Source organism: Vibrio sp. YT-17, assembly GCF_033337375.1.
In the GTDB taxonomy this organism is placed as follows: Bacteria; Pseudomonadota; Gammaproteobacteria; order Enterobacterales; family Vibrionaceae; genus Vibrio; species Vibrio alginolyticus.
Genome location: NZ_JAWOQP010000028.1, coordinates 1 through 25435, shown reverse-complemented (window position 1 = coordinate 25435; position 25435 = coordinate 1). Strand labels below are relative to the sequence as shown.

At 45.5% G+C, this 25435-nt stretch carries 19 protein-coding genes and 1 pseudogene; 8 read left to right on the top strand and 12 right to left on the bottom strand.

Annotation, left to right across the window (positions count from 1 at the left end; translation table 11 throughout):
• On the top strand, nucleotides 1-2562 hold the full coding sequence (locus R7F67_RS20805; protein ID WP_025768081.1) for a penicillin-binding protein 1A: 2562 nt from the start codon (nucleotides 1-3) through the stop codon (nucleotides 2560-2562).
• Between the two features lie 52 nt (nucleotides 2563-2614).
• Here R7F67_RS20805 and oxyR read toward each other — a convergent pair whose 3' ends face one another.
• Nucleotides 2615-3526 carry a DNA-binding transcriptional regulator OxyR gene (gene oxyR, locus R7F67_RS20800; protein ID WP_005381326.1) on the bottom strand — a complete coding sequence of 304 codons (912 nt, stop codon included), beginning with the start codon at nucleotides 3524-3526 and terminating at the stop codon, nucleotides 2615-2617.
• 169 nt (nucleotides 3527-3695) lie between these two features.
• On the opposite strand from oxyR, the gene R7F67_RS20795 reads away from it, so the two are divergent.
• The 3 genes from R7F67_RS20795 (at nucleotide 3696) to R7F67_RS20785 (ending at nucleotide 6733) form a co-directional block, all read left to right on the top strand.
• Complete coding sequence (locus R7F67_RS20795; protein ID WP_005382781.1) at nucleotides 3696-4424, top strand: redoxin family protein; 729 nt, start codon at nucleotides 3696-3698, stop codon at nucleotides 4422-4424.
• Between the two features lie 182 nt (nucleotides 4425-4606).
• A complete protein-coding gene (locus R7F67_RS20790; protein WP_054577260.1) occupies nucleotides 4607-6079 on the top strand; it encodes a dihydrolipoyl dehydrogenase in 1473 nt (490 codons plus the stop codon).
• 372 nt (nucleotides 6080-6451) lie between these two features.
• Nucleotides 6452-6733 carry a DUF3624 domain-containing protein gene (locus R7F67_RS20785; RefSeq protein ID WP_025768083.1) on the top strand — a complete coding sequence of 94 codons (282 nt, stop codon included), beginning with the start codon at nucleotides 6452-6454 and terminating at the stop codon, nucleotides 6731-6733.
• A 194-nt stretch (nucleotides 6734-6927) separates the two neighbouring features.
• Here the strand turns inward: R7F67_RS20785 and argH are convergent, their stop codons facing one another.
• The 4 genes from argH to argC all read right to left on the bottom strand — a co-directional run bounded on the left by argH (nucleotide 6928) and on the right by argC (nucleotide 12161).
• The gene (gene argH / locus R7F67_RS20780) at nucleotides 6928-8802 is read right to left on the bottom strand and encodes an argininosuccinate lyase (RefSeq protein WP_005381331.1); all 1875 of its coding nucleotides are present in this window, start codon (nucleotides 8800-8802) and stop codon (nucleotides 6928-6930) included.
• 242 nt (nucleotides 8803-9044) lie between these two features.
• Nucleotides 9045-10259 (bottom strand): argininosuccinate synthase, encoded by a 1215-nt coding sequence (locus tag R7F67_RS20775; RefSeq protein WP_005381332.1) that lies wholly within the window; start codon nucleotides 10257-10259, stop codon nucleotides 9045-9047.
• Nucleotides 10260-10343: 84 nt separating this feature from the next.
• Nucleotides 10344-11135: an acetylglutamate kinase gene (gene argB / locus R7F67_RS20770; protein WP_005381333.1), complete on the bottom strand. Its 792-nt coding sequence runs from the start codon at nucleotides 11133-11135 to the stop codon at nucleotides 10344-10346.
• A 21-nt stretch (nucleotides 11136-11156) separates the two neighbouring features.
• Nucleotides 11157-12161, bottom strand: coding sequence for an N-acetyl-gamma-glutamyl-phosphate reductase (gene argC, locus R7F67_RS20765; RefSeq protein WP_005382790.1), 1005 nt, complete (start codon nucleotides 12159-12161; stop codon nucleotides 11157-11159).
• A gap of 144 nt (nucleotides 12162-12305) precedes the next feature.
• Here argC and argE point away from each other — a divergent pair, with 144 nt between their 5' ends.
• From argE to R7F67_RS20750, 3 genes are all read left to right on the top strand, one after another.
• Nucleotides 12306-13442 (top strand): acetylornithine deacetylase, encoded by a 1137-nt coding sequence (argE, locus tag R7F67_RS20760; protein ID WP_054577261.1) that lies wholly within the window; start codon nucleotides 12306-12308, stop codon nucleotides 13440-13442.
• A gap of 271 nt (nucleotides 13443-13713) precedes the next feature.
• The gene (gene ppc / locus R7F67_RS20755) at nucleotides 13714-16347 is read left to right on the top strand and encodes a phosphoenolpyruvate carboxylase (protein ID WP_005381336.1); all 2634 of its coding nucleotides are present in this window, start codon (nucleotides 13714-13716) and stop codon (nucleotides 16345-16347) included.
• A 425-nt stretch (nucleotides 16348-16772) separates the two neighbouring features.
• A complete protein-coding gene (locus R7F67_RS20750; protein ID WP_005382791.1) occupies nucleotides 16773-17312 on the top strand; it encodes a PadR family transcriptional regulator in 540 nt (179 codons plus the stop codon).
• A 70-nt stretch (nucleotides 17313-17382) separates the two neighbouring features.
• On the opposite strand, the gene metF is transcribed toward R7F67_RS20750, so the two are convergent.
• The 3 genes from metF to R7F67_RS20735 all read right to left on the bottom strand — a co-directional run bounded on the left by metF (nucleotide 17383) and on the right by R7F67_RS20735 (nucleotide 22132).
• On the bottom strand, nucleotides 17383-18285 hold the full coding sequence (gene metF / locus R7F67_RS20745) for a methylenetetrahydrofolate reductase (protein WP_005381345.1): 903 nt from the start codon (nucleotides 18283-18285) through the stop codon (nucleotides 17383-17385).
• A gap of 262 nt (nucleotides 18286-18547) precedes the next feature.
• Nucleotides 18548-20956, bottom strand: a complete 2409-nt coding sequence (locus R7F67_RS20740) for a bifunctional aspartate kinase/homoserine dehydrogenase II (protein WP_064354361.1) — start codon at nucleotides 20954-20956, stop codon at nucleotides 18548-18550.
• Between the two features lie 15 nt (nucleotides 20957-20971).
• A complete protein-coding gene (locus R7F67_RS20735; RefSeq protein WP_054577263.1) occupies nucleotides 20972-22132 on the bottom strand; it encodes an O-succinylhomoserine (thiol)-lyase in 1161 nt (386 codons plus the stop codon).
• A 225-nt stretch (nucleotides 22133-22357) separates the two neighbouring features.
• Here R7F67_RS20735 and metJ point away from each other — a divergent pair, with 225 nt between their 5' ends.
• Nucleotides 22358-22678 carry a met regulon transcriptional regulator MetJ gene (metJ, locus tag R7F67_RS20730; RefSeq protein WP_005381353.1) on the top strand — a complete coding sequence of 107 codons (321 nt, stop codon included), beginning with the start codon at nucleotides 22358-22360 and terminating at the stop codon, nucleotides 22676-22678.
• Nucleotides 22679-22790: 112 nt separating this feature from the next.
• Here the strand turns inward: metJ and R7F67_RS20725 are convergent, their stop codons facing one another.
• The 4 genes and pseudogenes from R7F67_RS20725 to R7F67_RS20710 all read right to left on the bottom strand — a co-directional run.
• Entirely contained in the window at nucleotides 22791-24068 is a 1278-nt protein-coding gene (locus tag R7F67_RS20725) for a malic enzyme-like NAD(P)-binding protein (protein ID WP_054577264.1), read from the bottom strand.
• Nucleotides 24069-24274: 206 nt separating this feature from the next.
• A complete protein-coding gene (gene bfr, locus R7F67_RS20720; protein WP_005381359.1) occupies nucleotides 24275-24751 on the bottom strand; it encodes a bacterioferritin in 477 nt (158 codons plus the stop codon).
• 93 nt (nucleotides 24752-24844) lie between these two features.
• Nucleotides 24845-25033 carry a (2Fe-2S)-binding protein gene (locus R7F67_RS20715; protein ID WP_005381360.1) on the bottom strand — a complete coding sequence of 63 codons (189 nt, stop codon included), beginning with the start codon at nucleotides 25031-25033 and terminating at the stop codon, nucleotides 24845-24847.
• Between the two features lie 331 nt (nucleotides 25034-25364).
• A pseudogene (locus R7F67_RS20710) lies at nucleotides 25365-25435 on the bottom strand (elongation factor Tu); the annotation flags it as partial.

Here is a 25435-nt window from a genome sequence, read left to right as displayed (position 1 = left end):
GTGAAGTTCATAAAGCGTTTATTATTTTTAACATTGATTTGCATAATTCTTGGAGTCACCACAATATTTGGCTTCTATCAGTACGTGAAGCCTGAATTGCCAGATGTTGCAACTCTAAAAGACGTTGAATTACAAACACCTATGAAGGTGTTTAGTCAAGACGGGAAGCTGATCGCACAGTTCGGTGAAAAGCGTCGTATTCCTGTTACTTATGACGAAATTCCTCAAGACTTAATTCACGCGCTCATCGCAACCGAAGATAGTCGTTTCTACGAGCATCCCGGTATCGACCCTATCGGCATCACTCGTGCAGCTGTTGTTGTTGCGGTTTCAGGCTCGGCTAAACAGGGTGCAAGTACGATTACGCAACAGCTAGCTCGTAACTTCTTCTTATCTAATGAGAAGAAGATCATGCGTAAGATTAAAGAGATTTTTATTGCTATCCATATTGAGCAGCTTTTAAGTAAGCAAGAAATCATGGAGCTTTATGTCAATAAAATCTTCCTTGGTTACCGCTCATATGGCTTTGGTGCTGCCGCTCAAGTGTATTTTGGCAAGAGCCTTGATGAATTGACGTTAAGTGAGATTGCAACACTCGCTGGTATGCCAAAAGCGCCATCAACCATGAACCCAATTTACTCTCTTGAGCGCGCAACAAAACGCCGTAACGTTGTATTAATGCGAATGCTTGATGAGAAATACATTACACAAGAGCAGTATGACGAAGCACGCAATGAACCTATTGTGGCGCGTTATCATAGCGCTGAAATTGAGCTTTCAGCGCCTTACGTAGCAGAGTTGGCTCGTGCATGGGCAGTAAAAGAGTACGGTGAAGAAGAAGCTTACACCTCTGGCTTGAATATCTACATGACTGTGGATTCTAAACTGCAAGATGCTGCAAATACGTCTGCGGTAAATAACCTCTTGTCATACGATGAACGTCATGGCTACCGTGGTGCAGAAAGTGTGCTTTGGAAAGAAGGGGAAGCAGCCTGGGGCAATGAGCAAATAGAAAAGCACCTGAAGAAACAGCCAACTTATGGTGACCTTTACCCTGCGGTTGTGACGAAAGTCGATGATAAGACGGCGCAAGTATGGGTTAAGAACCATGAAGAGCAAACCATCCCTTGGACTGGAATGCACTGGGCGCGTAAGTACATTACCGATAACCGCCAAGGCTCAACACCAAAGTCAGCGCATGATGTGCTAGCGACAGGTCAACAAGTTTGGGTTCGCGAAGTAAGTGAAACCGATGAAGATGACAACACAACACTGAGCTGGAAACTGAGCCAAGTGCCGACAGCAAACACCGCGTTTGTTGCGATGAACCCAGAAAATGGCGCGATATTGTCGCTGGTTGGTGGTTTCAACTTTGTTCACAGCAAGTTTAACCGTGCAACCATGTCAGTGCGTCAGGTTGGTTCAAGTATCAAGCCTTTCATCTACTCGGCAGCAATTGACAAAGGGCTGACTCTAGCCACTTTGATTAACGATGCGCCGATTAACAAGTGGGATGCAGGTTCTGGTTCAGCTTGGCGACCAAAAAACTCACCACCGACTTATGGTGGTCCAACGCGTCTTCGCCTCGGCTTAGCTCAATCAAAAAACGTCATGGCAGTGCGTACACTCCGTGAAGTTGGCCTCGAGGAGACACGTCAGTACCTTACTCGTTTCGGTTTTGATATTAACCAAGTACCACGCTCAGAGACCATCGCACTCGGAGCTGGCAGCTTAACACCAATGAAAGTGGCACAAGGTTACTCTGTGTTTGCGAACGGTGGTTATTACGTTGAACCATTCTATGTAGAACGCGTGGAAGATGCATTCGGTGAAGTACTGTTTAAAGCCAATCCAAAGAGTGTTTGTCATAAGGATTGTCCGCAAATGAGCGAGCAGCCAGAAAATCGCTACGCTGATGAATTTGGCGAACAAGACGTCGCAATTGATGGCCTAGCAACAGACAATGCCCTTGAAAATGATGAACCTCAATATGCACCGCAAGTTATCTCTGAACAGAATGCATTCTTAATGCGTGAGATGATGTACAGCAACATTTGGGGTGGCGGTAACTGGCGTGAAGGCACAGGTTGGAATGGTACAGGCTGGCGCGCGCAAAAACTTGGTCGTCGTGATATCGGGGGTAAAACGGGTACAACGAATGATTCCAAGGATGCTTGGTACAATGGCTATGGACCTGGTGTCGTTGCGATAGCTTGGGTTGGCTTTGATGATCATTCACGTGCACTTGGCCGCACCACTGTTAACAGCAACCTAGGGCAAGGCCAAATTTCTGGTGCCGAGTCGGGTGCGAAAACCGCAGAGCCTGCTTGGATTGACTTCATGCGTGTTGCGCTAGAAGGGACGCCGGAGCAAGGTAAAAATATTCCAGAGGATATTATTCGAGTTCGTATTGATCGCAACAGCGGTATGCTAACGCACAAGGTAGATAGCACATCAATGTTCGAATACTTTGAAAAAGGCACGGAGCCTACCGAATACGCTGGCGACCGTTTAGAAGATAGTATTTATTCTTCAGGTTCTGGCGCAGAAGAACTGTTCTAAATCACAAAAGCACAAGGGAGAGCATCAAGCTCTCCCTTTTTATTTCTGCTTTTTATGCTGCAGCATTCAATGATGGATAAGAAGCCAACACCTCTTTAATCTTCGCTGCTAAAGCTTCAAACCTAGCTCGTAATGGTGAGCCCGGACGGTATACGAGCACGATATTACGCGAGGGGGTTGGGTTAACAGCTGGTACGTAGCATACGCCATCTTTTTGCTTCTCATTAGGGATAGAAAGCTGAGGCAATAACGTAATCCCCGCACCGGCAGCAACCATGTTGCGTAACGTCTCCAAGCTGGTGGCTTTAAAACGCTCATCGTCTTTTGCACCAGCGGCAAAACAAAAACCTAACGCTTGATCTCGCAGACAGTGGCCGTCTCCCAACGCTAAAACGGTTTTACCATTCAGCTCCAACATATCAACATGGTCGAGAGAGGCCCACTCGTGGTCACATGGCACTGCGACACTTAATGGCTCTTGATACACTTCGATCTCTTTAAATGGCGCAGTTTCATCAACCGAAGCTAAAACTAAGCAATCTAGTTTGCCTTCTTCCAATTGACGCACTAATTGATGTGTTTGAGCTTCGTGCAGAAATAGTTCCAACTCAGGAAATGCTTCTTTTATCTGCGGCAGAATTTTGGGTAGTAGATAAGGCCCAACCGTCGGGATGAAACCAATATGCATCGGTCCAGTCATGGCTCCGCTTTGACCACTTGCCATATCTCTGAAGGTTTTCACTTCACTTAAGATGCGTTTAGCCTGCTCCACCAGCTGTAACCCTGAATCGGTAAACAAAACACGTCGGCTGCTTCGCTCTAAAAGCGTGGTCCCGAGTTCATCCTCTAGTTTACGAATTTGCCCACTCAATGTTGGCTGGCTAACAAAACATGCCTCTGCCGCTTTGCGAAAGTGCTTATGTTCCGCAAGTGCAACTAAGTACTCAAAATCTCGAATATTCATAATTCACGCTTCGCTTCTTTAACAATAGCTAATACCTATCAAAACCATAACACCAAACGATTAGAGCTATCAAAGGATTTTTACAATAATGGGCTCAACAAAACGAAACAGAGCGACGAAAAACGCTAAGCTCTATACGCATAATTTAAAATAGTTAAAGGAAATCATTATGTTTGTATCTAAAGAAGGTCAACAAGTCCCTCAAGTTACTTTTCCAGTTCGTCAAGGTGACTCTTGGGTGAATGTAACGACCGATGAGCTATTTAAAGGTAAGACCGTTATCGTATTTAGCTTACCGGGTGCATTTACTCCAACCTGTTCATCAAGCCATCTACCTCGTTACAACGAATTGTTCCCTGTATTTAAAGAGCACGGAGTGGATGAGATTATTTGTGTCTCGGTCAATGATACGTTCGTGATGAATGCATGGAAACAAGACCAAGAAGCAGAAAACATTACCTTCATCCCGGATGGTAATGGTGAATTCACCGATGGCATGGGTATGTTAGTGGATAAAAACGACATCGGCTTTGGCAAACGTTCATGGCGTTACAGCATGCTAGTAAAAGATGGCGTAGTGGAAAAAATGTTCATTGAGCCAAACGAACCAGGCGACCCATTCAAGGTGTCAGACGCAGATACGATGCTGAACTACATAGCGCCTGACTACAAAACGCAAGAATCCATCACTGTGTTCACTAAACCAGGCTGCCCTTTCTGTATGAAAGCGAAACAAAATCTGATTGACCACGGTCTTCAATATGAAGAAGTGATTCTGGGTAAAGACGCAACAACAGTTAGTCTACGAGCTATATCTGGTCGCACGACTGTTCCACAAGTCTTTATCGGTGGCAAGCACATCGGCGGTAGCGAAGAGCTAGAAGCGTATCTAGGCTAAGCTGTCCATACTCGGTCTCCGGTGCCTTTTGGCTCGGAGGCCAACCCTAAACCACTTCTTCTACTAGTCTAGATAAGTAGTCATCTACCAATAAGGTGACTACTTATCCAGATTCAACTATCCAATTCACTCTCCAAGCTCAATGTAGCTAGCTTGGCTTAAAACAAAAGCGAGAGTTCACGATGAAACAAGTTAATGTCGACGTAGCGGTTATTGGTGGCGGGACGGCTGGTCTTGGTGCTTATCGAGCAGCAAAAGCTCATACCAACAGCGTGGTAATGATTGAGGGCGGTCCCTACGGAACAACCTGTGCTCGTGTCGGATGCATGCCGTCTAAGCTGTTAATTGCGGCAGCAGAAAGTGTTCATCAAATCGAAAAAGCACCTGGATTTGGGATACACCCGCAAGGTGAAGTACGAATTAACGGACGAGAAGTTATGGATCGTGTAAAGCGCGAACGCGATCGTTTTGTTGGCTTTGTGCTTGAAAGTGTCGATGATATTCCCGCTGAAGACAAACTATCGGGCTACGCGAAGTTTGCCGATGACCACACTCTCATCATAGATGATCATACTCAGGTCACCGCACAGCGCATTGTTATTGCGACAGGATCTCGTCCAGCATATCCGGCAGCTTGGAATGAACTGGGTGATCGCCTAGTGATTAACGATGATGTATTTGACTGGGATGACTTACCAGAGTCCGTGGCAGTATTTGGCCCAGGAGTCATCGGCCTTGAATTGGGTCAGGCTTTACACCGCCTAGGAGTAAACGTGAAGCTCTTTGGCATTGGAGGACAAGTGGGCCCACTGACAGACCCAGAGGTGATGGCGTATGCAGATAAAGCCTTTAAGGAAGAGTTCTACCTTGATGCAGATGTAAAAGTCGAAAGCATGAAACGCATTGCTTCGTCAGACAATGACGGCGAAGACAAGGTCGAAATCCAATTCATCAACCATGATGGCGAATTAGAAACTTTCGTTGTCGATTACGTATTGGCTGCAACGGGTCGTCGTCCAAACGTCGATAAGCTGGCGATCGAGAACACCAATGTGGCTCTCGATGAACGTGGCGTACCAACGGCGGATCACTACACATTGCAAACTTCGGTAGAGAGCATCTTCATCGCAGGTGATGCAAGTAACCAAATTCCACTGCTGCACGAAGCCGCTGACCAAGGCCGTATTGCTGGAGACAACGCAGGCCGTTTCCCAGATATTCGTGCGGGTCTGCGTCGCTCACCAATTTCAGCCGTGTTCTCCGACCCTCAAATTGCTATGGTTGGAGAAACATATAAACAACTAGAAACACGTCTAGGCACATGTGGATGTTTCGCAACCGGTGAAGTCTCGTTTGAAAATCAAGGACGTTCGCGCGTCATGCTTCGTAATAAAGGCATTCTGCATGTCTACGGAGAGCAAGGCACTGGACGTTTTTTAGGTGCAGAAATGATGGGCCCGAATGCAGAGCATCTTGCTCACCTTTTAGCATGGGCGCACCAAAATAGGATGACGATTTCTGAGATGTTAGATATGCCCTTCTATCACCCAGTGATTGAAGAAGGCGTCCGCACCGCTCTACGTGATTTGAATGCAAAACTACACTTAGGGCCAGAAATGGTGAAACATTGTCTTGACTGCGGCCCTGGCTGCTAACGCTTTCAGGCTTCTATCTAAATATAAAGCAAAGCCTCGTCATCAACGAGGCTTTGCTTTGCTACTTCGGCGCAATAAAATCTCTCTTACGCTGCCATCATTGCATAGCGGCTGACCATATAAATCGCGACAACACCGATCATAAAGAACCCACCAGCGATACTCAGCGCAAGTTTCAACTCTGTCGACATCATTATATTTCCTGTTAAAGACTGACAGCACACCATACATCAATTACGTGCCACAAAGCTTTTACAAAGCTAACTTTCCATTTTTGGTTGTGTCATGGCGCTCTAAGCCCGTGTAAGAAACGCTTTCCACCATTTAGTTAGATATATAATCTGAAGCAACACTAATGGTTTGGAAAACACTATGACTTGTCGCCGCTGCGAGGAACATTGGTTTTGGAAAAAACTTGGACGTTGCCAACGATGCTTGGATCAATTGACGGTACTTTCTGTACTGTGTTGGATTGTGTGGTGGTTTACGCTCAAAGATGATCCACAAAGCATCGAGTCGATCGCTTTGATCTTTGCCGGCTTCGCTTTCAACGTTTTGTTGTTTCTACACTTATGGATGCGTTTTGTCATCTTGCCTTGGCAACGTCGAAAGGGACAAAAAAAGGCCAATAAAAAAGAGAAAAGTGACAGATAGAAAAAAGCCCCAAAACCAATGTCAGTTCTGGGGCTCTCTTAGATTCTTCTAAGAAAAAGCAGTGGTACTTTAATAGACCGGGCTTCCTCTCAAAGGTTCCAAATTTTTTCGATTTTTTTAGCGAATACTGATGTAAGTAAACAGGAAAATGACTATGTCATTGAATGCTAATAAAATCACTCCACAACTTCAGTTCATGCCACATGCGTTTTTTGGATCACTTGCTCCATTAAATTGATCTCAAGCGCTACCTCATCACATGCATGTTGACGTGGGCACTGATCGCAATCTTTCAGAACTTTCTCCGGCAGTAATGACTTCGATGTAGGTAAAAAGCTTTGCTTCATAAAGAACTCAGGCGTTCGCGTTAGAACAAAGACTTTCTTGATCGCCATCTGGCGCGCTTTCTCAACCAAATAGTTCACAATCGCACTGCCCTGCCCTTGGCCTTGCCAGCCCGCTTCGATACCAAGAGAGCGTATTTCTGCCAACCCTGAGTCATACACATATAGAGAAGCGCAACCCGTCACTTCACCATGATGCTCAGCCACCGCAAAAGAGCCAATATCTCTCACGAGCTCATTACGAGAGCGCGGAAGATTCTCACCAAGGTTCGCCCAGTAAGCAACCATACCTTCCAACGTTTCAATGTCCGTCAAACGTGCAGGACGCACTTTCACCGCCGAGCTGTCACGCTGGCTCAGGCGCTTATCCGCTTGTTCTACCGCGTAAGCGACCTGGTGAGGCGAAACACCCCCCAAAGCACAACGCTTTTCCAAACACGAATCGATAGTCAGAATGTCATACACATCCGCTTCAATGACTTCTGAGAAGGCTTTTAACTCTTCGATAGACAGCTCTTCTAGCGCACAACCTTTAGCAATAGCACCAACGACCGCGACACCGACGATGTGGTGAGCTTCACGGAATGGGATGCCTTTCGCCACTAGGTAATCAGCTAACTCCGTCGAGTTTGCGTAACCTTGTTTCGCCGCTTCTAGTGTGCGCTCGCCATTCACTTTAATACCGTCAAAACACAGAGCTGCCATTTCCATGCAGTCGTTCCATGTATCTAAAGCGTCAAACAACCCTTCTTTATCTTCCTGCATGTCTTTGTTGTACGCCAATGGCAAAGCTTTAACTGTCATCATCATGCTCGATAATGCGCCATAGACACGCCCTGTCTTACCACGGATCAACTCAAGTGCATCTGGGTTTTTCTTCTGTGGCATTAATGACGAACCAGATGTCACCGTATCCGCTAACTCAATGAAGTTTGACTCGCCTGAATTGTAGAAGATCATATCTTCTGCAAGACGAGAAAGGTGAAGCATAGAAATCGACGCCACCGACATCAGTTCCATCACATGATCACGATCTGAAACCGAATCTAGTGAATTACGCGTAGCACGGTGGAAACCGAGATTATGTGCTAATTGTTCGCGATCAATCGGATAAGCCGTTCCCGCTAAAGCACCCGAGCCAAGTGGACAAGTGTCGAGACGCTGTAAGGCATCATTCAGACGAGAGTAGTCACGCTCGAACATTTCAACATAAGCCAAGCACCAGTGAGCAAAGGTTACAGGTTGAGCACGCTGAAGATGAGTATAGCCTGGCAATACGGTGCCTTGGTGCTGTTTAGCAACATGGACCATTTGTGCTTGTAGGCGATCTAAAGCAATCAACAATTGCTGACCTTGCTGACGACACCAAAGTTTCAAGTCTGTGGCGACTTGGTCATTACGAGAACGCCCAGTGTGGAGTTTTTTACCTAAATCTCCCACTTTACTGATTAGCTGCTGTTCAACCCAAGAGTGGATATCTTCTGCATCAGAGCGAAGAATTTGGTGAGGGTCTTCCATCACTTCTAACTTCAGCTCATTTAAAGCAAGTTCCAGTTTTTGCTGTTCTTCTGCCGATAGCACATCAACAGAAAGCAGAGCTTTAGACCATGCGATTGAACCTACGATGTCTTGCTCAGCCAATCGGTAGTCAAAACGCAACGAATCATTGAACTCTTTAAATCTGGTGTCTGCCGCTTGGGTAAATCTTCCGCCCCATAATGCCATTGCGTCTCTCCTGATGACTATTGCTTACTCTAACGTTCTCGAATGAGTAGTAACCAATTTGATGGTCATTTGCTCACTTTTTCTTATGTGTCAACGTTACGGCAATTTCGATAAAAAATAAAGTATAAATTCAATATTTTTACATATATATTCAAGCCAAATTTAGGTACCCGCTTTTAGAAACCAAAAGACCCGCCTATAAATGGCGGGTCTTTATTCAATCCAAGATGGATGTTAAGGGATTATTTCTTCTGGCTGTTCAATGCACGAATACGGCTTGATAGCGAGTAAAGACGGATGAACCCACCTGCATGGCTTTGGTCGTAAACTTCATCTTCACCAAAAGTCGCGAACTCTTCTGAATACAAGCTGTTGTCAGAACGTTTTTGCGTGACTGTCGCTTGACCTTTGTAAAGCTTAACAACCACTTCACCGTTAACGTCTTGCGCTAGCTCTTCTGAAGCAGCAAGGATAGATTTACATAGTGGCGTAAACCAACGGCCATCGTATACAAGGTGAGACGCTTTTAGACCTAGCTCCTCACGGAATTCGAATGATGATTTGTCTAGCACAAGCTGCTCTACAGCACGCAGCGCTTCCATCATGATGGTGCCTCCCGGTGTTTCATAGCAACCACGAGACTTCATTCCAACAAGACGGTTTTCCACGATATCGATACGGCCAACACCGTGCTTAGCGCCCTTCTCGTTTAGGTAAACCAGTGCGTTGTATGGTGTCATCACTTCACCATCAACTTCGACCACTTCACCTTTTTCTACTTTCAGCGTGACGTATTCCGCTTCATTTGGCGCTTGCTCTGGGTCGACAGTCCACACCCAGCAGTCTTCGTTTGGTGCGTTCCACGTATCTTCTAAAACGCCGCCTTCCGTCGAAATGTGCCATGCGTTTGCATCACGTGAATAGATCTTAGTAAGAGACGCAGAGCAAGGAATATTACGCTCAGCTAGGTAATCCAAACACTCTTCACGGCTCACTAGGTCCCACTCACGCCAAGGTGCAATCACTTGTAAGTCCGGTGCTAGTGCTGCGAATGCGCCTTCAAAACGTACTTGGTCGTTACCTTTACCTGTACAGCCATGACACAGAGCGTCCGCGCCCACTTTACGTGCCACTTCAACCTGCGCTTTGGCAATGATTGGACGCGCCATTGATGTACCTAGCAGGTACTTACCTTCGTAGTACGCGCCGGTTTTTAGCGTTGGGTAAATGTAGTCTGCGACCATTTCTTCTTTCAAGTCAGCGATGTAGCACTCAGAAGCACCAGAGGCTTTTGCTTTCGCTTCAATGCCTTCTAGCTCTTCGGCACCTTGACCAACATCGGCAACGAAAGCCACTACTTCACAGTCGTAGTTCTCTTTTAGCCACGGGATAATTACTGAAGTATCTAGACCGCCTGAGTATGCGACTACCACTTTATTTACGTTCACTTTGCTCATGTTTTTTCTCCAAACTTAACTGGCGCTGCGCTCGGCGGTCAGTGCCAACTACGACTTCCTAATATTGAATTCTTTTGCTGATGCTTATTGAGGCAAGAATTGAGTACCAATACTTTCACCAGCGAATAACTGTGCTAATTTTTCTGGGTAACGCCAGGTCGCGACTTCAATTGGACGGCCAAGATCATTGGCGGCCTCCAAAGCGGCTTTAACTTTGACGATCATGCCATCGGTGATCACATGTCCATCGATCAACGAGTTAGCTTGCTGCTCTGACAGGGTTTTGATCAAATGGCCTTTTCCATCTAGTACACCACTCACGTCTGATAACAGGACTAACTCCGCATCTAATGCGCCCGCAACCGCGACTGCTGCTTGATCAGCATTCACATTCATCATCTGGCCATCTTTGGTTAAACCAATTGAACTGATGATCGGCAGTGCACCTGTGTTTAGCACCGCTTGTAATAGTGCTGAGTCACCCGGTGATGCTTTGCCTACCGCGCCGAGTTCTGGGTCAAGTTCTTCAACAAGACACAAACCACCATCCGCAAGGCTAAGGCCCACAGCGTTAAGACCGTCCGCAATCGCTTGACCTTGAAGTAACTTATTCGCAGTGCCTGCAAGCGCGCCTGCAATCACAGGAATTTGATCGTAAGGCGTTACGCGTAAACCGTTTTTCTTAACGGTTTCAAGCTGAAGCTTTGCCATCAACTCATCAACTAGGTAGCCACCGCCATGAACGATGGCGATTTGTCGCTGTGCCGATTTTTGGTAAGCCGCAATGGCGCCAAAAAGTTGGCTTAAGGTTTGAGTGCATGATAGAGCTGCACCACCTAGCTTAATGACTAAAGGAGCTTGATTGGTTTGCGTCATCGCATTTCCCTCTTTCAACGACTACAGCAACGCTGTCAGTTCTGGGTAACCGTAATGAATATTGAGACATTGCATCGCTTGACTCGATGCACCTTTAAGTAGGTTGTCGATAGCTGAAATCACAATGATGTGTTCGCCTTGTACCTTCCAGCCGATATCACAGAAAGGGGTATTTTCGACATCCTGAATACGTGGAATACCGTCGCCTTTAAGACGCACCGCAGGCTTGCCTTGATAAGCTTGTTCAAACGCCTGTGCCACTTGTGCTTCTGTCACACCTTGCGCAAGCTTCATGGTGATAGTGGCAAGAATGCCGCGTTTAAAGTTGCCGAGGTGCGGAGTAAAAATCACATCGCAACCCAAGTGCTGAGCAATCTCTGGCTGGTGACGATGGTTAAATACACCATAAGGTTGCAAGCTCACTTCACAGAAGCTGTTAACCATGGAGGCTTTACGCCCTGCACCTGATACACCACTGGTTGCGTTGATCACTGGCCATTGGTTGGTATCGAGCAACGCATGTTCTAATAAAGGTTTGATTGCAAGCTGTGAAGCGGTTGGGTAGCAACCTGCTACTGCAATCAAAGGAGTGGTTTTTATTGATTCTTGGTTCCACTCTGCTAAGCCGTATGCTGCTTTATCTAGCCAGTTGTTATGTTGATGTTCGAAGCCATAAAAAGTGTCGTAAAAGCCTTCACTTTTCACACGGAATGCACCCGATAAATCGAATACCTGACAGCCTGCCTCCAAGAAAGTTGGGGCTAAATCATGGCTGACTTCGTGAGCCGTTGCCAAAAACACCACGTCCGATTCTTGAGCGATTTGCAGTGGATCCGTTAGTGGTAAAACTGGCATATCAATGATGCCCGCTAGCTTACCGTGCAGCTGCGCGATGCTCTTTCCCGCATCAACACTGTTGGCGGAAACGTATAAACCTGATAGCGTGAGTTGTGGGTGTTTATTAACCATTAACGCTAACTCTGCGCCGGTGTAACCGCTGGCTCCAATAATCGTGGTTTTTAGCATTGTGTAACATCCATATACTTAAAGGCTCAAATGACTATTCATATTTAATTTTTGCTTTATTTTGATTTTTTATTCATTAAATATGATTTAATATGTGTTTTACATTTTTGTGGTCTGTCTGTCAACAGGAGATTTGAAGAATCCATGCAATTACCAACTTTTCTAGAGGTCTATGAAGGACTCATCAGCACCTCTTCTATCAGCTCCACGGATCCGAGCTGGGATCAGGGCAATGCAAAAGTCATCGAAAAACTCGCATCTTGGTTTAAAGATCTGGGTTTTAGCGTTGAAGTGATCGAAGTCGAGCCAGGCAAGCACAATATGATCGCACGTATGGGTGAGGGTGAAGGTGGCCTTTTACTTGCTGGCCATAGCGATACCGTGCCATTCGATCAAGGGCGATGGAATTTTGATCCGCATAAACTGACGGAAAAAGACAACCGCTTCTACGGTTTAGGCACAGCAGACATGAAAGGCTTTTTCGCCTTTATTTATGAAGCAGTGAAGAAAGTCGATTGGAGCAAGCAGAGCAAACCACTTTACGTATTAGCCACTTGTGACGAAGAGACCACCATGTTGGGCGCGCGACATTTCACAGCAAACGCCCCATTTAAGCCGGATTACTGCATCATTGGTGAACCCACCAGCCTTGTGCCAATTCGAGGTCATAAAGGGCATGTGGCAAATGCCATTCGCGTAACAGGCAAGTCCGGTCATTCATCGGACCCAGCGCTTGGCGTTAACGCTATTGAGATCATGCATGAAGTCATGTTCGCCATGATGCAACTGCGTGACAAATTGATTAAAGAATATCACCATCCGGGTTTTGCCATTCCAAGCCCTACCCTAAACCTTGGACACATTCACGGTGGTGACAGCGCTAACCGTATTTGTGGTTGCTGTGAGCTGCATTACGACGTGCGTCCTCTTCCTGGCATTAGCCTTGATGGTTTAGAGAACATGTTGCGCGGAGCATTAAAAGAAGTCGAAGCGAAATGGCCAGGGAGACTGGAGATTATTCCATTGCATGAGCCTATTCCGGGTTACGAATGCCAACATGACCACCCATTTATTGGTGGTGTTGAAGAGATTTGCCAAACTAGTTCAGAAACCGTGAACTACTGTACTGAAGCACCATTTCTACAGCAGTTGTGTCCAACCTTGGTGCTCGGCCCTGGGTCAATCGACCAAGCCCATCAACCGGATGAGTTTCTATCCTTCGACTTTATCGCCCCCACAATTGATGTGCTTTCAAAGGCGATGGTCAAGTACTGCTGTTAATACGCGTTTAAGCTCAAAGTCTGTGCAGCTCGATTGAGCTGCATCTTTTTATCTTCACAATTTAGCGCTAGTCTTAACACTTATTTAACTTGTTATTTTGTAATTAATTTTCACTTTTTACTCTATGGCTGCCGTAAATTTGCTCTAAATCAGGAGACAGCGGAATAATTGCAAACTTAGTCTGCTTTATTTGACTATAACTGGTGCTTTTCGCTAGATTGGAGTCTTAACAAGGACAATGGATGTAGTTTTTTTACGAGGCAGGACGACAATGAACGAGAAATACGCCGCACTCAAAAGTAATGTGCGCATGTTAGGCCACTTATTGGGTAACACCATTCGCGATGCCCATGGCGAAGAAATCTTCGAGAAAGTGGAAACCATTCGTAAATTATCCAAATCAGCTCAAGCAGGGAATCAAGCAGACAGGGACAGCTTGATCGAAGAAATCAAACATCTACCTGATGAGCAGCTAACGCCCGTTACTCGCGCGTTTAACCAATTTCTAAACCTCACCAATATCGCTGAGCAATACCACACGATTTCACGCCATTGTGAAGAGCACATTTGCGAACCAGACGCGATTAACTCGCTGTTTTCTAAACTGGTACAAAACGATGTGAGCAAACTGGACACTGCCCAAGCGGTTCGTGATCTGAATATTGAATTGGTATTGACGGCTCACCCAACAGAAATTACGCGCCGCACGATGATCAACAAACTGGTCAAGATAAACGAGTGCTTATCAAAGTTGGAGCTAAGCGATCTTTCTTCTAAAGAGCGCAGAAAAACCGAACGCCGCCTAGAGCAACTGATTGCCCAAGGCTGGCATTCAGACGTGATTCGACAACAACGCCCTACTCCGTTGGATGAAGCAAAGTGGGGCTTTGCGGTCGTTGAAAACTCTCTATGGGAAGCAGTACCGGACTTCCTACGTGAGATGAATGACCGTCTAAAATCTTACCTTGGAGAAGGTTTACCCATTGATGCTCGCCCAGTGCACTTCTCCTCTTGGATGGGCGGTGACCGTGACGGTAACCCGTTTGTTACTCACAACGTTACGCGTGAAGTCTTACTATTGTCTCGTTGGAAAGCCGCCGATCTTTATCTCAATGACATCAACGAGTTGATCAGCGAGCTGTCTATGACAGTTTCAAACGATCAAGTCCGTGAACTTGCTGGCGAAGATCAGCACGAACCATACCGTGCGATCCTGAAGCAATTACGCACTCTGCTCAATGAAACCAAAGATATTCTCGATGCTAAGATCCACGGTCAAAAGCTGGCTGTTAAAGCACCACTGCAAAAAGTCGAGCAACTTTGGGAACCGCTGTATGCCTGCTACCAGTCACTAAACGAATGTGGCATGGGTGTAATAGCCAACGGCTCACTACTGGATACACTACGCCGCGTAAAAGCATTTGGTATCCATCTTGTACGTCTTGATATCCGCCAAGAGAGCACGCGTCACTCAGACGTCTTGTCTGAACTAACTCGCTACTTAGGTATTGGTGATTACGAACAATGGAGTGAGCAAGATAAGATTGCTTTTCTAACTAACGAGCTTGCATCTAAACGTCCGCTTCTCCCTCGTGATTGGGAACCGTCTGAACCCGTCAAAGAGGTTTTGGATACCTGCAAGATTGTTGCAGCACAACCGCGTGAAGCGTTTGGCGCTTACGTTATTTCAATGGCACGTACCGCCTCTGACGTACTAGCCGTTCATCTACTGCTACAAGAAGCGGGTTGCCCTTACCGCATGGATGTGTGTCCTCTGTTCGAAACGCTAGACGATTTGAACAACGCAGAATCGGTCATCAAGCAGCTTATGGGGATTGACCTTTACCGTGGTTTTATCCAAAACCACCAGATGGTCATGATTGGTTACTCTGACTCAGCGAAAGATGCAGGTGTTATGTCTGCTGGTTGGGCTCAGTATCATGCGATGGAATCGTTAGTTAAAGTGGCTGAGGAAGAAGGCGTTGAGCTAACTCTATTCCATGGTCGTGGGGGCACAGTCGGTCGCGGTGGTGCACCTGCGCATGCTGCGCTTTTGTCGCAACCACCAAAAAGCTTGAAAGGCGGTTTACGTGTAACAGAACAAGGCGAGATGATCCGCTTTAAACTGGGGCTCCCAGATGTCGCAGTAAACAGCTTTAACCTATACGCAAGTGCGATTCTGGAGGCCAACTTGTTACCGCCACCAGAGCCAAAACAAGAATGGCGCGACTTGATGGAAGTGCTATCAGAAGTAAGCTGTGAGTCTTACCGAAATGTGGTTCGTGGCGAGCCAGATTTCGTGCCTTACTTCCGCCAAGCAACACCAGAACTCGAACTCGGCAAGTTGCCACTTGGTTCTCGTCCTGCAAAACGCAACCCTAAGGGCGGAGTAGAAAGCTTACGTGCAATCCCGTGGATCTTCTCATGGAGTCAAAACCGTTTGGTACTTCCTGCATGGCTAGGCGCAGGTGAAGCGATTCAATACTCGATCGATAAAGGCCACCAAGCATTGCTCGAAGAGATGTGCCGCGAATGGCCATTTTTCTCAACTCGTCTCGGCATGCTGGAAATGGTGTACTCGAAGTGTAATATTGATATCTCTCGCTACTACGATGAGCGATTGGTGGATGAGTCGCTCCGTCCACTCGGTGAAAAGCTTCGTGCTCAGCTTCAAGAAGACATCAAAGCGGTACTGAATGTAGAGAACAATGAAAACTTGATGCAGCATGACCCTTGGGGACTCGAGTCGATTCGCTTACGCAATATCTACGTTGAGCCATTGAATATGCTACAAGCAGAGCTACTATACCGCACGCGTCAAACCGAAGAAGCTTCTGCAAACTTGGAAGAAGCGTTGATGGTGACGATTGCTGGTATTGCTGCTGGTATGCGCAACACAGGCTAATCGTTTCATTTTTAATAAAAAGCTGGGCAAATGCTCAGCTTTTTTTTATCACAGGATAATCGCAACAAAACAAAAGCAGTTAAATACACCACTAGAGACCCAAAAAATACCAAAATAAAAGAATAAAAAACCACAAGTTAACACTATTGATTATTATGTTAGTTTTTTAGGGTAATTTTGTCCTACTATTCCACTTCATGCTTATTATTTATATACTACTTGCCTGCTGAGAGCTCATAAATCCAATCATACCTGCTCCAGCCTTGATGGGACTCCCCATCTCTCTAGGTGATAAACGGCTTTAAGGTGACAGGACCAACATTGTTGGTGCTACTTATACATTAAAAAACTCAAGTGCCAGTAAGAGCGCAGCTGAAAGTATAAGTAGCTTGTTTACAAGTTTATTGACCATTTGGATTGAAGACATGTCATTACCACACGTAATCTTAACTGTTCTTAGCACTCGCGACGCAACCGGTTACGATATCACTAAAGAATTCTCTGCTAGCATCGGTTACTTCTGGAAAGCAAGCCACCAACAGGTGTACCGTGAACTCAACAAAATGGCTGAGAAAGAACTGGTTACTTGCGTATTAGAACCCCAAGAAGGCAAACCAGACCGCAAGGTTTACTCCATTACAGACGCTGGTCGCAGCGCTTTAGGAGAGTGGTTTGATCAACCAACTGCACACCCAACAGTTCGTGATGAGTTTTCAGCGAAATTGATGGCATGTGCCGTTCAACCTGCAGCTCCATTCCGTGACCAACTCGCCGAGCTAGTTGAAGAGTCTCGCAAACTGGTTTCTCACTACAAAGAAATTGAAGCGGCTTACTACGCAACGCCGTCAACTTTAGATAAACAAGCTCGCCTAGAACGTCTAACGCTTCGCCGTAACCTTCTGTTACGTGAAACTTGGATCACTTGGGCAGAAGAAGTTCTAACTGAACTTGAAGTGATTGGTTAAACTCCTTTTGCTTTGATAAAACGAAAAAGGCTTGCCACTTGGCAAGCCTTTTATCTTTTTGAAACCAGATTTACGCACCGACTACTGCGCGAGGACGAACACCCAACGTATGGCATAACGCGTAAGTCATCTCTGCACGGTTTAGTGTGTAGAAGTGAAAGTCCTTAACCCCTTCACGACTCAGTACACGCACCATATCAATAGCTTGGCTAGCTCCTACAAGCTGGCGAGTCACCGGATCATCATCCAAACCATCGAATTGTTTGCTCATCCATCCTGGTACTTTCACGTTGTTCTGTGCCGCAAAGCGAGAAGCTTGCTTAAAGTTCGATACAGGCAAAATTCCTGGCACAATTTCTACGTCAATTCCTGCTGCGACACAACGGTCACGGAATCGCAGGTAAGACTCAACGTCAAAAAAGAACTGAGTAATAGCACGGTTTGCACCTGCATCTACCTTACGTTTTAGGTTCAATAAGTCAGACTGAGCGCTTTTAGCTTCAGGGTGAACCTCAGGGAATGCAGCAACGGAGATATCGAAATCGTGGCGTGATTTCAGCAGCTCAACCAAATCCGAGGCATACATATCAGGCGCACCGCCACCTGGAGGAATATCACCACGCAGAGCGACGATATTTTCAATACCATTGTTCCAATAATCATCGGCAATATTAATCAACTCTTCACGAGTCGCATCAATACAAGTGAGATGGGGAGCGGCAACCAATCCGGTTGTTGCTTTAATTTCTTTAATGATGGAGTGTGTTCTGTCACGCTCGCCGGAGTTCGCACCGTAAGTCACAGAAACAAATTTAGGTTGAAGCGTTTTAAGACGGTGCACTGAATTCCAAAGTGTTTCTTCCATCTTAGCGCTGCTTGGCGGAAAAAACTCAAACGATACATTGATGTTATCTGATAACTCAGCAATATTCTGGTTCAAGGCGTCGATATGGCCTGCGTGCGTATATCCCATCTTACTCTCCCTGCGGCACTCCGCCACGAAAACAAATCCTTAAAATCGACGTTTAGACGTCTATATGTCTACAGAATGTATTGAATACGATTTAATGTCAACCTTGTAATTATGAATTTTTCTCACGTTAATAATGAAGATAGTTCAAGTTTCTACTTGAGCATCATCTCGCCATTTTGCACGGGTTATGACTTCAGTATGGCACTGATAGGGGAATAAAAAACCCTGGATTAATTCCAGGGTTTTTAGGTCAATCGCAACTTTAAAATAAACCAGCCAATCGGTTGAGGTCGGATTGAATAGCGCCAGCTGTCACTTCTCTGCCTGCGCCTGGTCCTCGAATGACCAGAGGGTTATCTTTGTACCACTTGCTTTCTATGGCAAAAATGTTATCGCATGGCAATAAGTTGGCGAGCGCGTGCTCACGAGATAACGCTTCGACTCCCACCGTTGCTTTACCATTTTTTTCTAAACGCGCCACATAGCGAAGCACTTGATCGTTTCTCTGTGCTTTTGTCAGACGCTCTTGAAGTATTTCACTCAACAACGCTCCATTATCGAAGAAATCATCTAAGCTCAGTTCTCTTAATTCTTCTGGCACCAAAGACTCAACTTTAACGCTGTCTGGTTCTATATCTAGGCCCGATTCTCGAGCCAAGATGACTAACTTACGCATTACATCGGAGCCATCTAAATCAGAACGAGGGTCAGGTTCGGTTAACCCTTGCTGCCAAGCAAGATCGACTAAATCATTAAATGGCACAGAACCATCAAACTGTTGGAACAGCCATGATAACGTCCCCGAGAAAATACCCGATAGAGCGACGATTTCATCCCCACTTTCACGAAGATCTCGCACGGTATGGTTTATCGGTAACCCAGCACCAACCGTTGCGTTGTATAGCCAATGACGACCAATTTTAGCGAATGCATCTTGAACCTGATGGTAGTACTGACTATCTGCGGAACCGGCCACTTTGTTAGCGGAAATCAAATGAATGCCTTGCTGTGCGATTTCTACGTAGCGCTGAGCTAACTCTTTACTCGCGGTAACATCAAGCACGACGGCTTCATCATAGCTTTTAAGCGCTCCCAAACGTGCCAGCCAATCCCCATTGTTGGATATGCTTTCATCATCAAATCGTTCAGCAACACTCGCCGCCTCAATACCTTGCTCATCGAACCAATAGGTTTGGCTATCCACAACCGCGACAAGATCAAAGCTCATACCATGACGTTTTTCGAGCTCACTTTTTTGCGTCGCAAATAAATTTAACCAACTAGAACCAATATTACCCTTGCCACATAAAGCCACTGCCACGCGTTTTTGCGCTTGGAACAACTGGCTATGAATCGTTTGAACCAACGCCTCGGTATCAGTACGGCGCAAAACAGCGACTAGGCTCAGCCCTGAGTCTGTTTCAGAGATAAATTCTACCGGAGAGTGCTTTAGCTTTTGATAAAAGCCAAAGCAATGATTGGCGTTTTTCGTAACGCCTGCACCTACCGCAGCTAAGAGCGAGTAACCTTCTTTTAGCTTAATTTCTGCCTCTACCGCAAGCTCTTGCAAGTGTTTCAATGCACCACCGGCGATTTCTGCGGTGTAAGCCAAGCGTAGCGTATGCTGATCGGATTGAGCTTCAAATGCCAATGGCTCTAATTGCGCGCGCTGCAACGCTTGTAATACATCACTCTGTGTTTTTTCGAAGTCGTGCCCATGCATGAAAGACAACTGCACCAATAAAACATCATCCAGTGAAGTAATAATTTTAGCGCCACGACCAGATGCCAATACACGCTCAATACGAGTAGAACCCGACTCTGGCAGATAGCTACACTTGAGATTAAGGTCCATGGTACTTTGCGCCACAGGCTGAAGCGTACGACTGTGTAGCACTGGGGCAGCTAAGCGAGCAAGTTCACTGGCTTCATCCAATCGAAGTAACGGTAATAAACAAGCATCAGACACCAAACGTGGATCGGCACTATAGACACCAGCAACATCACTCCAAATCGTGACAGTACTGACTTCAGCAAGCGCGCCTATGACCGTTGCAGAATAGTCAGAGCCGTTACGACCAAGTAGAATGGTTTCTCCTGCCTCGTTCTGAGCCATAAAGCCAGTAATTACCACACGTTTATGGTTATGCTGCGCGAGGATCTCTTTAATTAAAGGGTATGAACGAGCGCGATCAACCTCTGGTTGAGTTCCCGCTTCTGCACGTAAAAACGCTCGTGCATCTTGTGCAACCGCAGGGATAGAACGTTGAGATAATAACGCGGCCAATAGGCGAGCAGACCATACTTCTCCGTGCCCCAGTACCGCGGCTTTTTGCGCATTAGTGAGTGGTGCAGTCAGCTCCGAGAGAGTACTGAACTCATCATGTAATAAAGCTAACAGCTCTTCTTTTGCTTCACTCTCCAACAAGCTTTCTATTAGCTCAGTTTGAAACTGTCTTAAGCTTTGAAGCGCTTCATGCGCAATTCGGCCATCTTTATTTAACCCTTCCAAAAACTCAATCAAGCGGTTAGTGGTTTTTCCTGCAGCAGAGACGACCACCAGATCATTTTCTGTCGAATACTCCTTGAGAATACCCACAACGCGTAAGTAGCATTCTGGGTTTGCTAAGCTACTGCCACCAAACTTATGCAGCTGACGTTGTACAGTCATTGTTATCGTCTCCTATTACTGGGTAGCTTTAGCGAACGCTTGTTCTAAATCTGTGATGAGGTCTTGTGCATCTTCCAAACCGACAGACAAACGCAATAGTTGATGAGAGACCCCAGCCTCCGCCAACGCCTCCTCACCCATTGCACGGTGCGTCATGGATGCTGGGTGGCAAATCAAACTTTCTACACCACCTAATGACTCTGCTAATGAAAACAGTTGGAGCTCTTTCACAAACACCTTTAACTGTTCAAACGAACCAGCAAACTCAAAACTCAACATAGAGCCAAAGCCCGTTTGCTGCTTTTTAGCGATGTCATGACCTGGATGTTCCGGCAGGCTTGGATGATAGATAGTTTTAACTAACGCTTGTTTCTGTAGGTAAGCCAGTACCTGCTGTGAGCTCTCCTCATGTACTCGCATACGAGCACCAAGCGTACGAATACCTCGCAGCGTCATATAACTATCGAAAGGTGTGCCCGTTGCACCAATACAATTGCCCCACCATGCAAGCTCTTCTGCATGCGCCTCTGTGTTGGTGATGATTACTCCACCAATTACGTCCGAATGACCGTTGATGTACTTTGTTGTGGAGTGGATAACAAAATCCGCACCTAGCTCTAAAGGTTTTTGGTACACGGGTGTCAAAAAGGTATTGTCCACCGCAACTAACGCGCCGATTTGTTTCGCTTTTTCACAAGTAGCTGCAATATCCACTACGCGAACCAGAGGGTTTGACGGAGTTTCTAGCAAAATGAGTTTTGGTTTTTGTGCCAATGCAGCATCTAAAGCCTGTTCGTCTGATTGATCGACAAACTGAACCTTAAAATCGCCTTTGCTAGCTCGGGTATTAAAAAGACGATAGGTGCCGCCATAACAATCGTGAGGAGCAATAATGAGATCATCTGGGCCGAGAAAAGCGGAAACCCATAAATTTAATGCCGACGTACCGCAGTTAGTAACAACCGCTCCTTTTCCAGACTCAAGTTCAGATAGCGCACTTTCCAACAGTCCGCGGTTTGGATTACCAGATCGTGTGTAATCATACTTGGGCACTTCACCAAAAGCAGGAAAACCATAGTTAGTGGAAAGATAAATAGGTGGAACGACAGCATGATATTGGTTGTCTGATTCAATACCAGTGCGTACTGCAATGGTCGCAGGTTTGCGAGTGCTCATGGGTGTATCCTTTCACGGGTAATGACTTCTAAATAGGAATGCGCTATATCTAATGAGTAACATAAAGTGATCAACACGCTTCCTTTGCTGTTATGTTCACTTTACTCGTCAAAAAATGAGACGTCAACACTTCTAGACGTCTATATGTCTTTGCTTATGGCGGTAAATGCAGCTAAAATCAGCACCTAAATTATTTTTAACCGATTACATAAATGAAGGTGTGCAATGGCTGACTGGAATGGCGAATACATTAGCCCATATGCAGAGCACGGCAAAAAAAGCGAACAAGTAAAAAAAATTACCGTCTCTATCCCGCTAAAAGTTTTAAAGGTGCTAACTGATGAGCGTACTCGCCGTCAGATCAATAACTTACGCCATGCAACCAATAGCGAATTGCTATGCGAGGCATTTTTGCACGCGTACACAGGTCAGCCACTTCCGACAGATGAAGACCTTCGTAAAGACCGTCCTGATGATATTCCAACAGAAGTAAAAGCGCTGATGACGGAAATGGGCATCGAATTTGAGTCATTCGACGAAGAATAAAAAAGCCTGATAAGAGGTTTCAGGTAATGACTCTTGCCTCGAGCCAAATGAATGACATAAAAAATGGGACGCAATAGCGTCCCATTTTTGTGTATCACATCTGAAAGATATATTACTCTGCCATGTAGTTTTCAGGCATCTCGATACGAGCTACACCTGAATTAACCGCCGCCTGAGCAACCGCTTTTGCAACACGTGGTAGCAAACGTGAATCCATTGGTTTTGGAATAATATAGTCCGCACCAAACTCTAGCTTATCAACACCTGCAGCCTTCAATACGGCTTCAGGTACAGGCTCTTTTGCTAGCTCACGAATCGCCTCAACGGCTGCAAGTTTCATTCCATCATTGATTTCACTTGCACGTACATCAAGAGCACCGCGGAAAATGAATGGGAAACACAATACGTTGTTAACTTGGTTAGGATAATCACTACGGCCAGTACCCATGATCAAGTCATCACGAACTGCGTGAGCAAGTTCCGGCTTGATTTCAGGATCCGGGTTAGAACATGCGAATACGATTGGCTTATCTGCCATCAACTTCAACGCTTCCGCTGGCAATAGGTTTGGACCAGATACACCTAGGAACAGATCTGCACCTTCAATCACGTCTTCTAGTGTGCGCTTATCTGTATTGTTCGCAAATAGCTGCTTATATTCATTAAGATCATCACGACGAGTGTGAATCACACCTTTGCGATCTAGCATGTAGATTTTTTCGCGCATTGCGCCGCATTTGATCAGAAGCTCCATACACGCTACAGCGGCAGCGCCAGCGCCAAGACAAACAATTGTTGAATCTTCAAGTTTCTTACCTTGAAGTTCGATTGCATTCAGCATACCCGCTGCCGTTACAATAGCAGTACCATGTTGATCATCGTGGAATACTGGTACATCACAACGTTCAATCAGACGCTTTTCAATCTCAAAACAGTCTGGTGCTTTAATATCTTCAAGGTTGATACCGCCAAAAGTGTCTGCAATGCTCGCAACAGTATCAACAAATTCATCGATCGTGCGGTGCTTAACTTCAATATCAATAGAGTCAAGACCTGCAAAACGCTTAAACAGTAACGCTTTACCTTCCATCACTGGCTTAGATGCAAGTGGACCTAGGTTACCTAGACCTAGAATAGCGGTACCGTTAGAAATAACAGCAACCATGTTCCCTTTTGCAGTGTACTTGTACACGTTATCCGGGTTTTGTGCGATTTCACGCACTGGCTCTGCAACACCAGGGCTGTAAGCAAGGGCAAGATCACCCGCCGTTTCCGCAGGCTTTGTCAGTTCGACAGCAATCTTTCCTGGAGTTGGATAAGCATGGTAATCCAATGCTTTTTGGCGATGTTCTTCTTCTGGAGTGGCTGCTTGGTGGTTGTCTTCAGACATGGACGTTTCTCTTTTTTATTTTTAGGTAAGGGGGCATAAATTCTATCGGATAGAAATCAAACTTCATAGGCAAGATTGCGAGCAATATCCTTAAAAAGCCGATAATAAAAGAGATTAGACCAGATAACGGGGTTAAGCACCTGATTTTCGAGTCAGGTGCTCTTTCTTCTTACTATTATTGGAGTATGCAAACTCAGAAAGTATCGTTACTCTTCGTCCACGTATTGCGCTTGGAGATAATTCTCAATACCAGACATTTCAATCAAGCCAAGTTGCGTCTCTAGCCAATCAACATGTTCTTCTTCATCTTCAAGAATGTCTTGGAATAAATCTCGAGACACATAATCTCGAATGTCTTCAGCGTAGGCAATCGCATCTTTTAAATCTGGAATAGCCGCCATTTCAAGCTTTAAGTCACACTCGAGCATTTCCTTGGTATCTTCACCAATCATCAACTTACCTAAATCTTGTAGGTTCGGTAAGCCTTCAAGGAACAAAATACGCTCAATTAGATGATCGGCATGCTTCATCTCATCGATAGATTCGTGATATTCCTTGTCTGCTAGGTGCTTTAAGCCCCAGTCTTTATACATTCGGGCATGAAGAAAATACTGATTAATAGCGACGAGCTCGTTACCGAGCACTTTATTGAGATGTTGAATGATGATTGGATCGCCTTTCATGACAAAACCCTCCTCTTTGGCTTCATTTAAATGTAGAAGCAAATGAGAAGGTGTCAAAATGTAAGGCAAATAATTACTGCATACTTACAGCAATTAGCTGGCTTGTTTAAATTCCGTGTAACTAGTTTCCGCTAAAATTTCCTTGGCCTGTCTGATGCACTTACCACATTGGCTGCCCAATGCCGTGCACTTTTTGATTCCTTTAATATCTGTTACGCCTTCATCTATCGCCAACTTCCTGATTTTTTTGTCGGAGACACCATGGCAAAGACAAACGTACATACTCAAAAAACCTATAAAACTAATCTGTGACAAACAATATAAACAAGAATAGTTCTTGTTACCAGTCGCATTATGGTGTCCGCTCAGAATATTTGGTTATAACGATTTTACCGCTGCAGGAAAAGATCAAAGGGTTAAGAGGGGTGAGTAAAAGCGTTAAGAAATAAAGTCGGTAAAACTCTGTTTTTAAATCGAAAAAGTGACGTCTTTTATTTCAACACTTATAACTAAATGTAATCTAAAAATGAAAAAGGGAAGCCTAAGCTTCCCTTTTCGATGCGCTTTCTTCAAAAAGAAGAACAGTGCAAGATTTCGTTTAATTCGTTATGAATTAGTCGAAGATCTTAGCAACAACACCAGCACCTACTGTACGGCCACCTTCACGGATCGCGAAACGTAGAC

Excerpts from the sequence above, each read along its gene's own strand:
- bfr (WP_005381359.1), bottom strand. The coding sequence starts at position 24,751 with ATGAAAGGCGATCCAATCATCATTCAACATCTCAATAAAGTGCTCGGT.
- metF (WP_005381345.1), bottom strand. The coding sequence starts at position 18,285 with ATGGGATATACGCACGCAGGCCATATCGACGCCTTGAACCAGAATATT.
- R7F67_RS20715 (WP_005381360.1), bottom strand. The coding sequence starts at position 25,033 with ATGTACGTTTGTCTTTGCCATGGTGTCTCCGACAAAAAAATCAGGAAG.
- R7F67_RS20795 (WP_005382781.1), top strand. The coding sequence starts at position 3,696 with ATGTTTGTATCTAAAGAAGGTCAACAAGTCCCTCAAGTTACTTTTCCA.
- R7F67_RS20740 (WP_064354361.1), bottom strand. The coding sequence starts at position 20,956 with ATGACTGTACAACGTCAGCTGCATAAGTTTGGTGGCAGTAGCTTAGCA.
- argE (WP_054577261.1), top strand. The coding sequence starts at position 12,306 with ATGCAATTACCAACTTTTCTAGAGGTCTATGAAGGACTCATCAGCACC.
- argB (WP_005381333.1), bottom strand. The coding sequence starts at position 11,135 with ATGACGCAAACCAATCAAGCTCCTTTAGTCATTAAGCTAGGTGGTGCA.
- R7F67_RS20785 (WP_025768083.1), top strand. The coding sequence starts at position 6,452 with ATGACTTGTCGCCGCTGCGAGGAACATTGGTTTTGGAAAAAACTTGGA.
- ppc (WP_005381336.1), top strand. The coding sequence starts at position 13,714 with ATGAACGAGAAATACGCCGCACTCAAAAGTAATGTGCGCATGTTAGGC.
- R7F67_RS20790 (WP_054577260.1), top strand. The coding sequence starts at position 4,607 with ATGAAACAAGTTAATGTCGACGTAGCGGTTATTGGTGGCGGGACGGCT.
- R7F67_RS20725 (WP_054577264.1), bottom strand. The coding sequence starts at position 24,068 with ATGTCTGAAGACAACCACCAAGCAGCCACTCCAGAAGAAGAACATCGC.
- R7F67_RS20735 (WP_054577263.1), bottom strand. The coding sequence starts at position 22,132 with ATGAGCACTCGCAAACCTGCGACCATTGCAGTACGCACTGGTATTGAA.
- oxyR (WP_005381326.1), bottom strand. The coding sequence starts at position 3,526 with ATGAATATTCGAGATTTTGAGTACTTAGTTGCACTTGCGGAACATAAG.
- argC (WP_005382790.1), bottom strand. The coding sequence starts at position 12,161 with ATGCTAAAAACCACGATTATTGGAGCCAGCGGTTACACCGGCGCAGAG.
- metJ (WP_005381353.1), top strand. The coding sequence starts at position 22,358 with ATGGCTGACTGGAATGGCGAATACATTAGCCCATATGCAGAGCACGGC.
- R7F67_RS20775 (WP_005381332.1), bottom strand. The coding sequence starts at position 10,259 with ATGAGCAAAGTGAACGTAAATAAAGTGGTAGTCGCATACTCAGGCGGT.
- argH (WP_005381331.1), bottom strand. The coding sequence starts at position 8,802 with ATGGCATTATGGGGCGGAAGATTTACCCAAGCGGCAGACACCAGATTT.
- R7F67_RS20750 (WP_005382791.1), top strand. The coding sequence starts at position 16,773 with ATGTCATTACCACACGTAATCTTAACTGTTCTTAGCACTCGCGACGCA.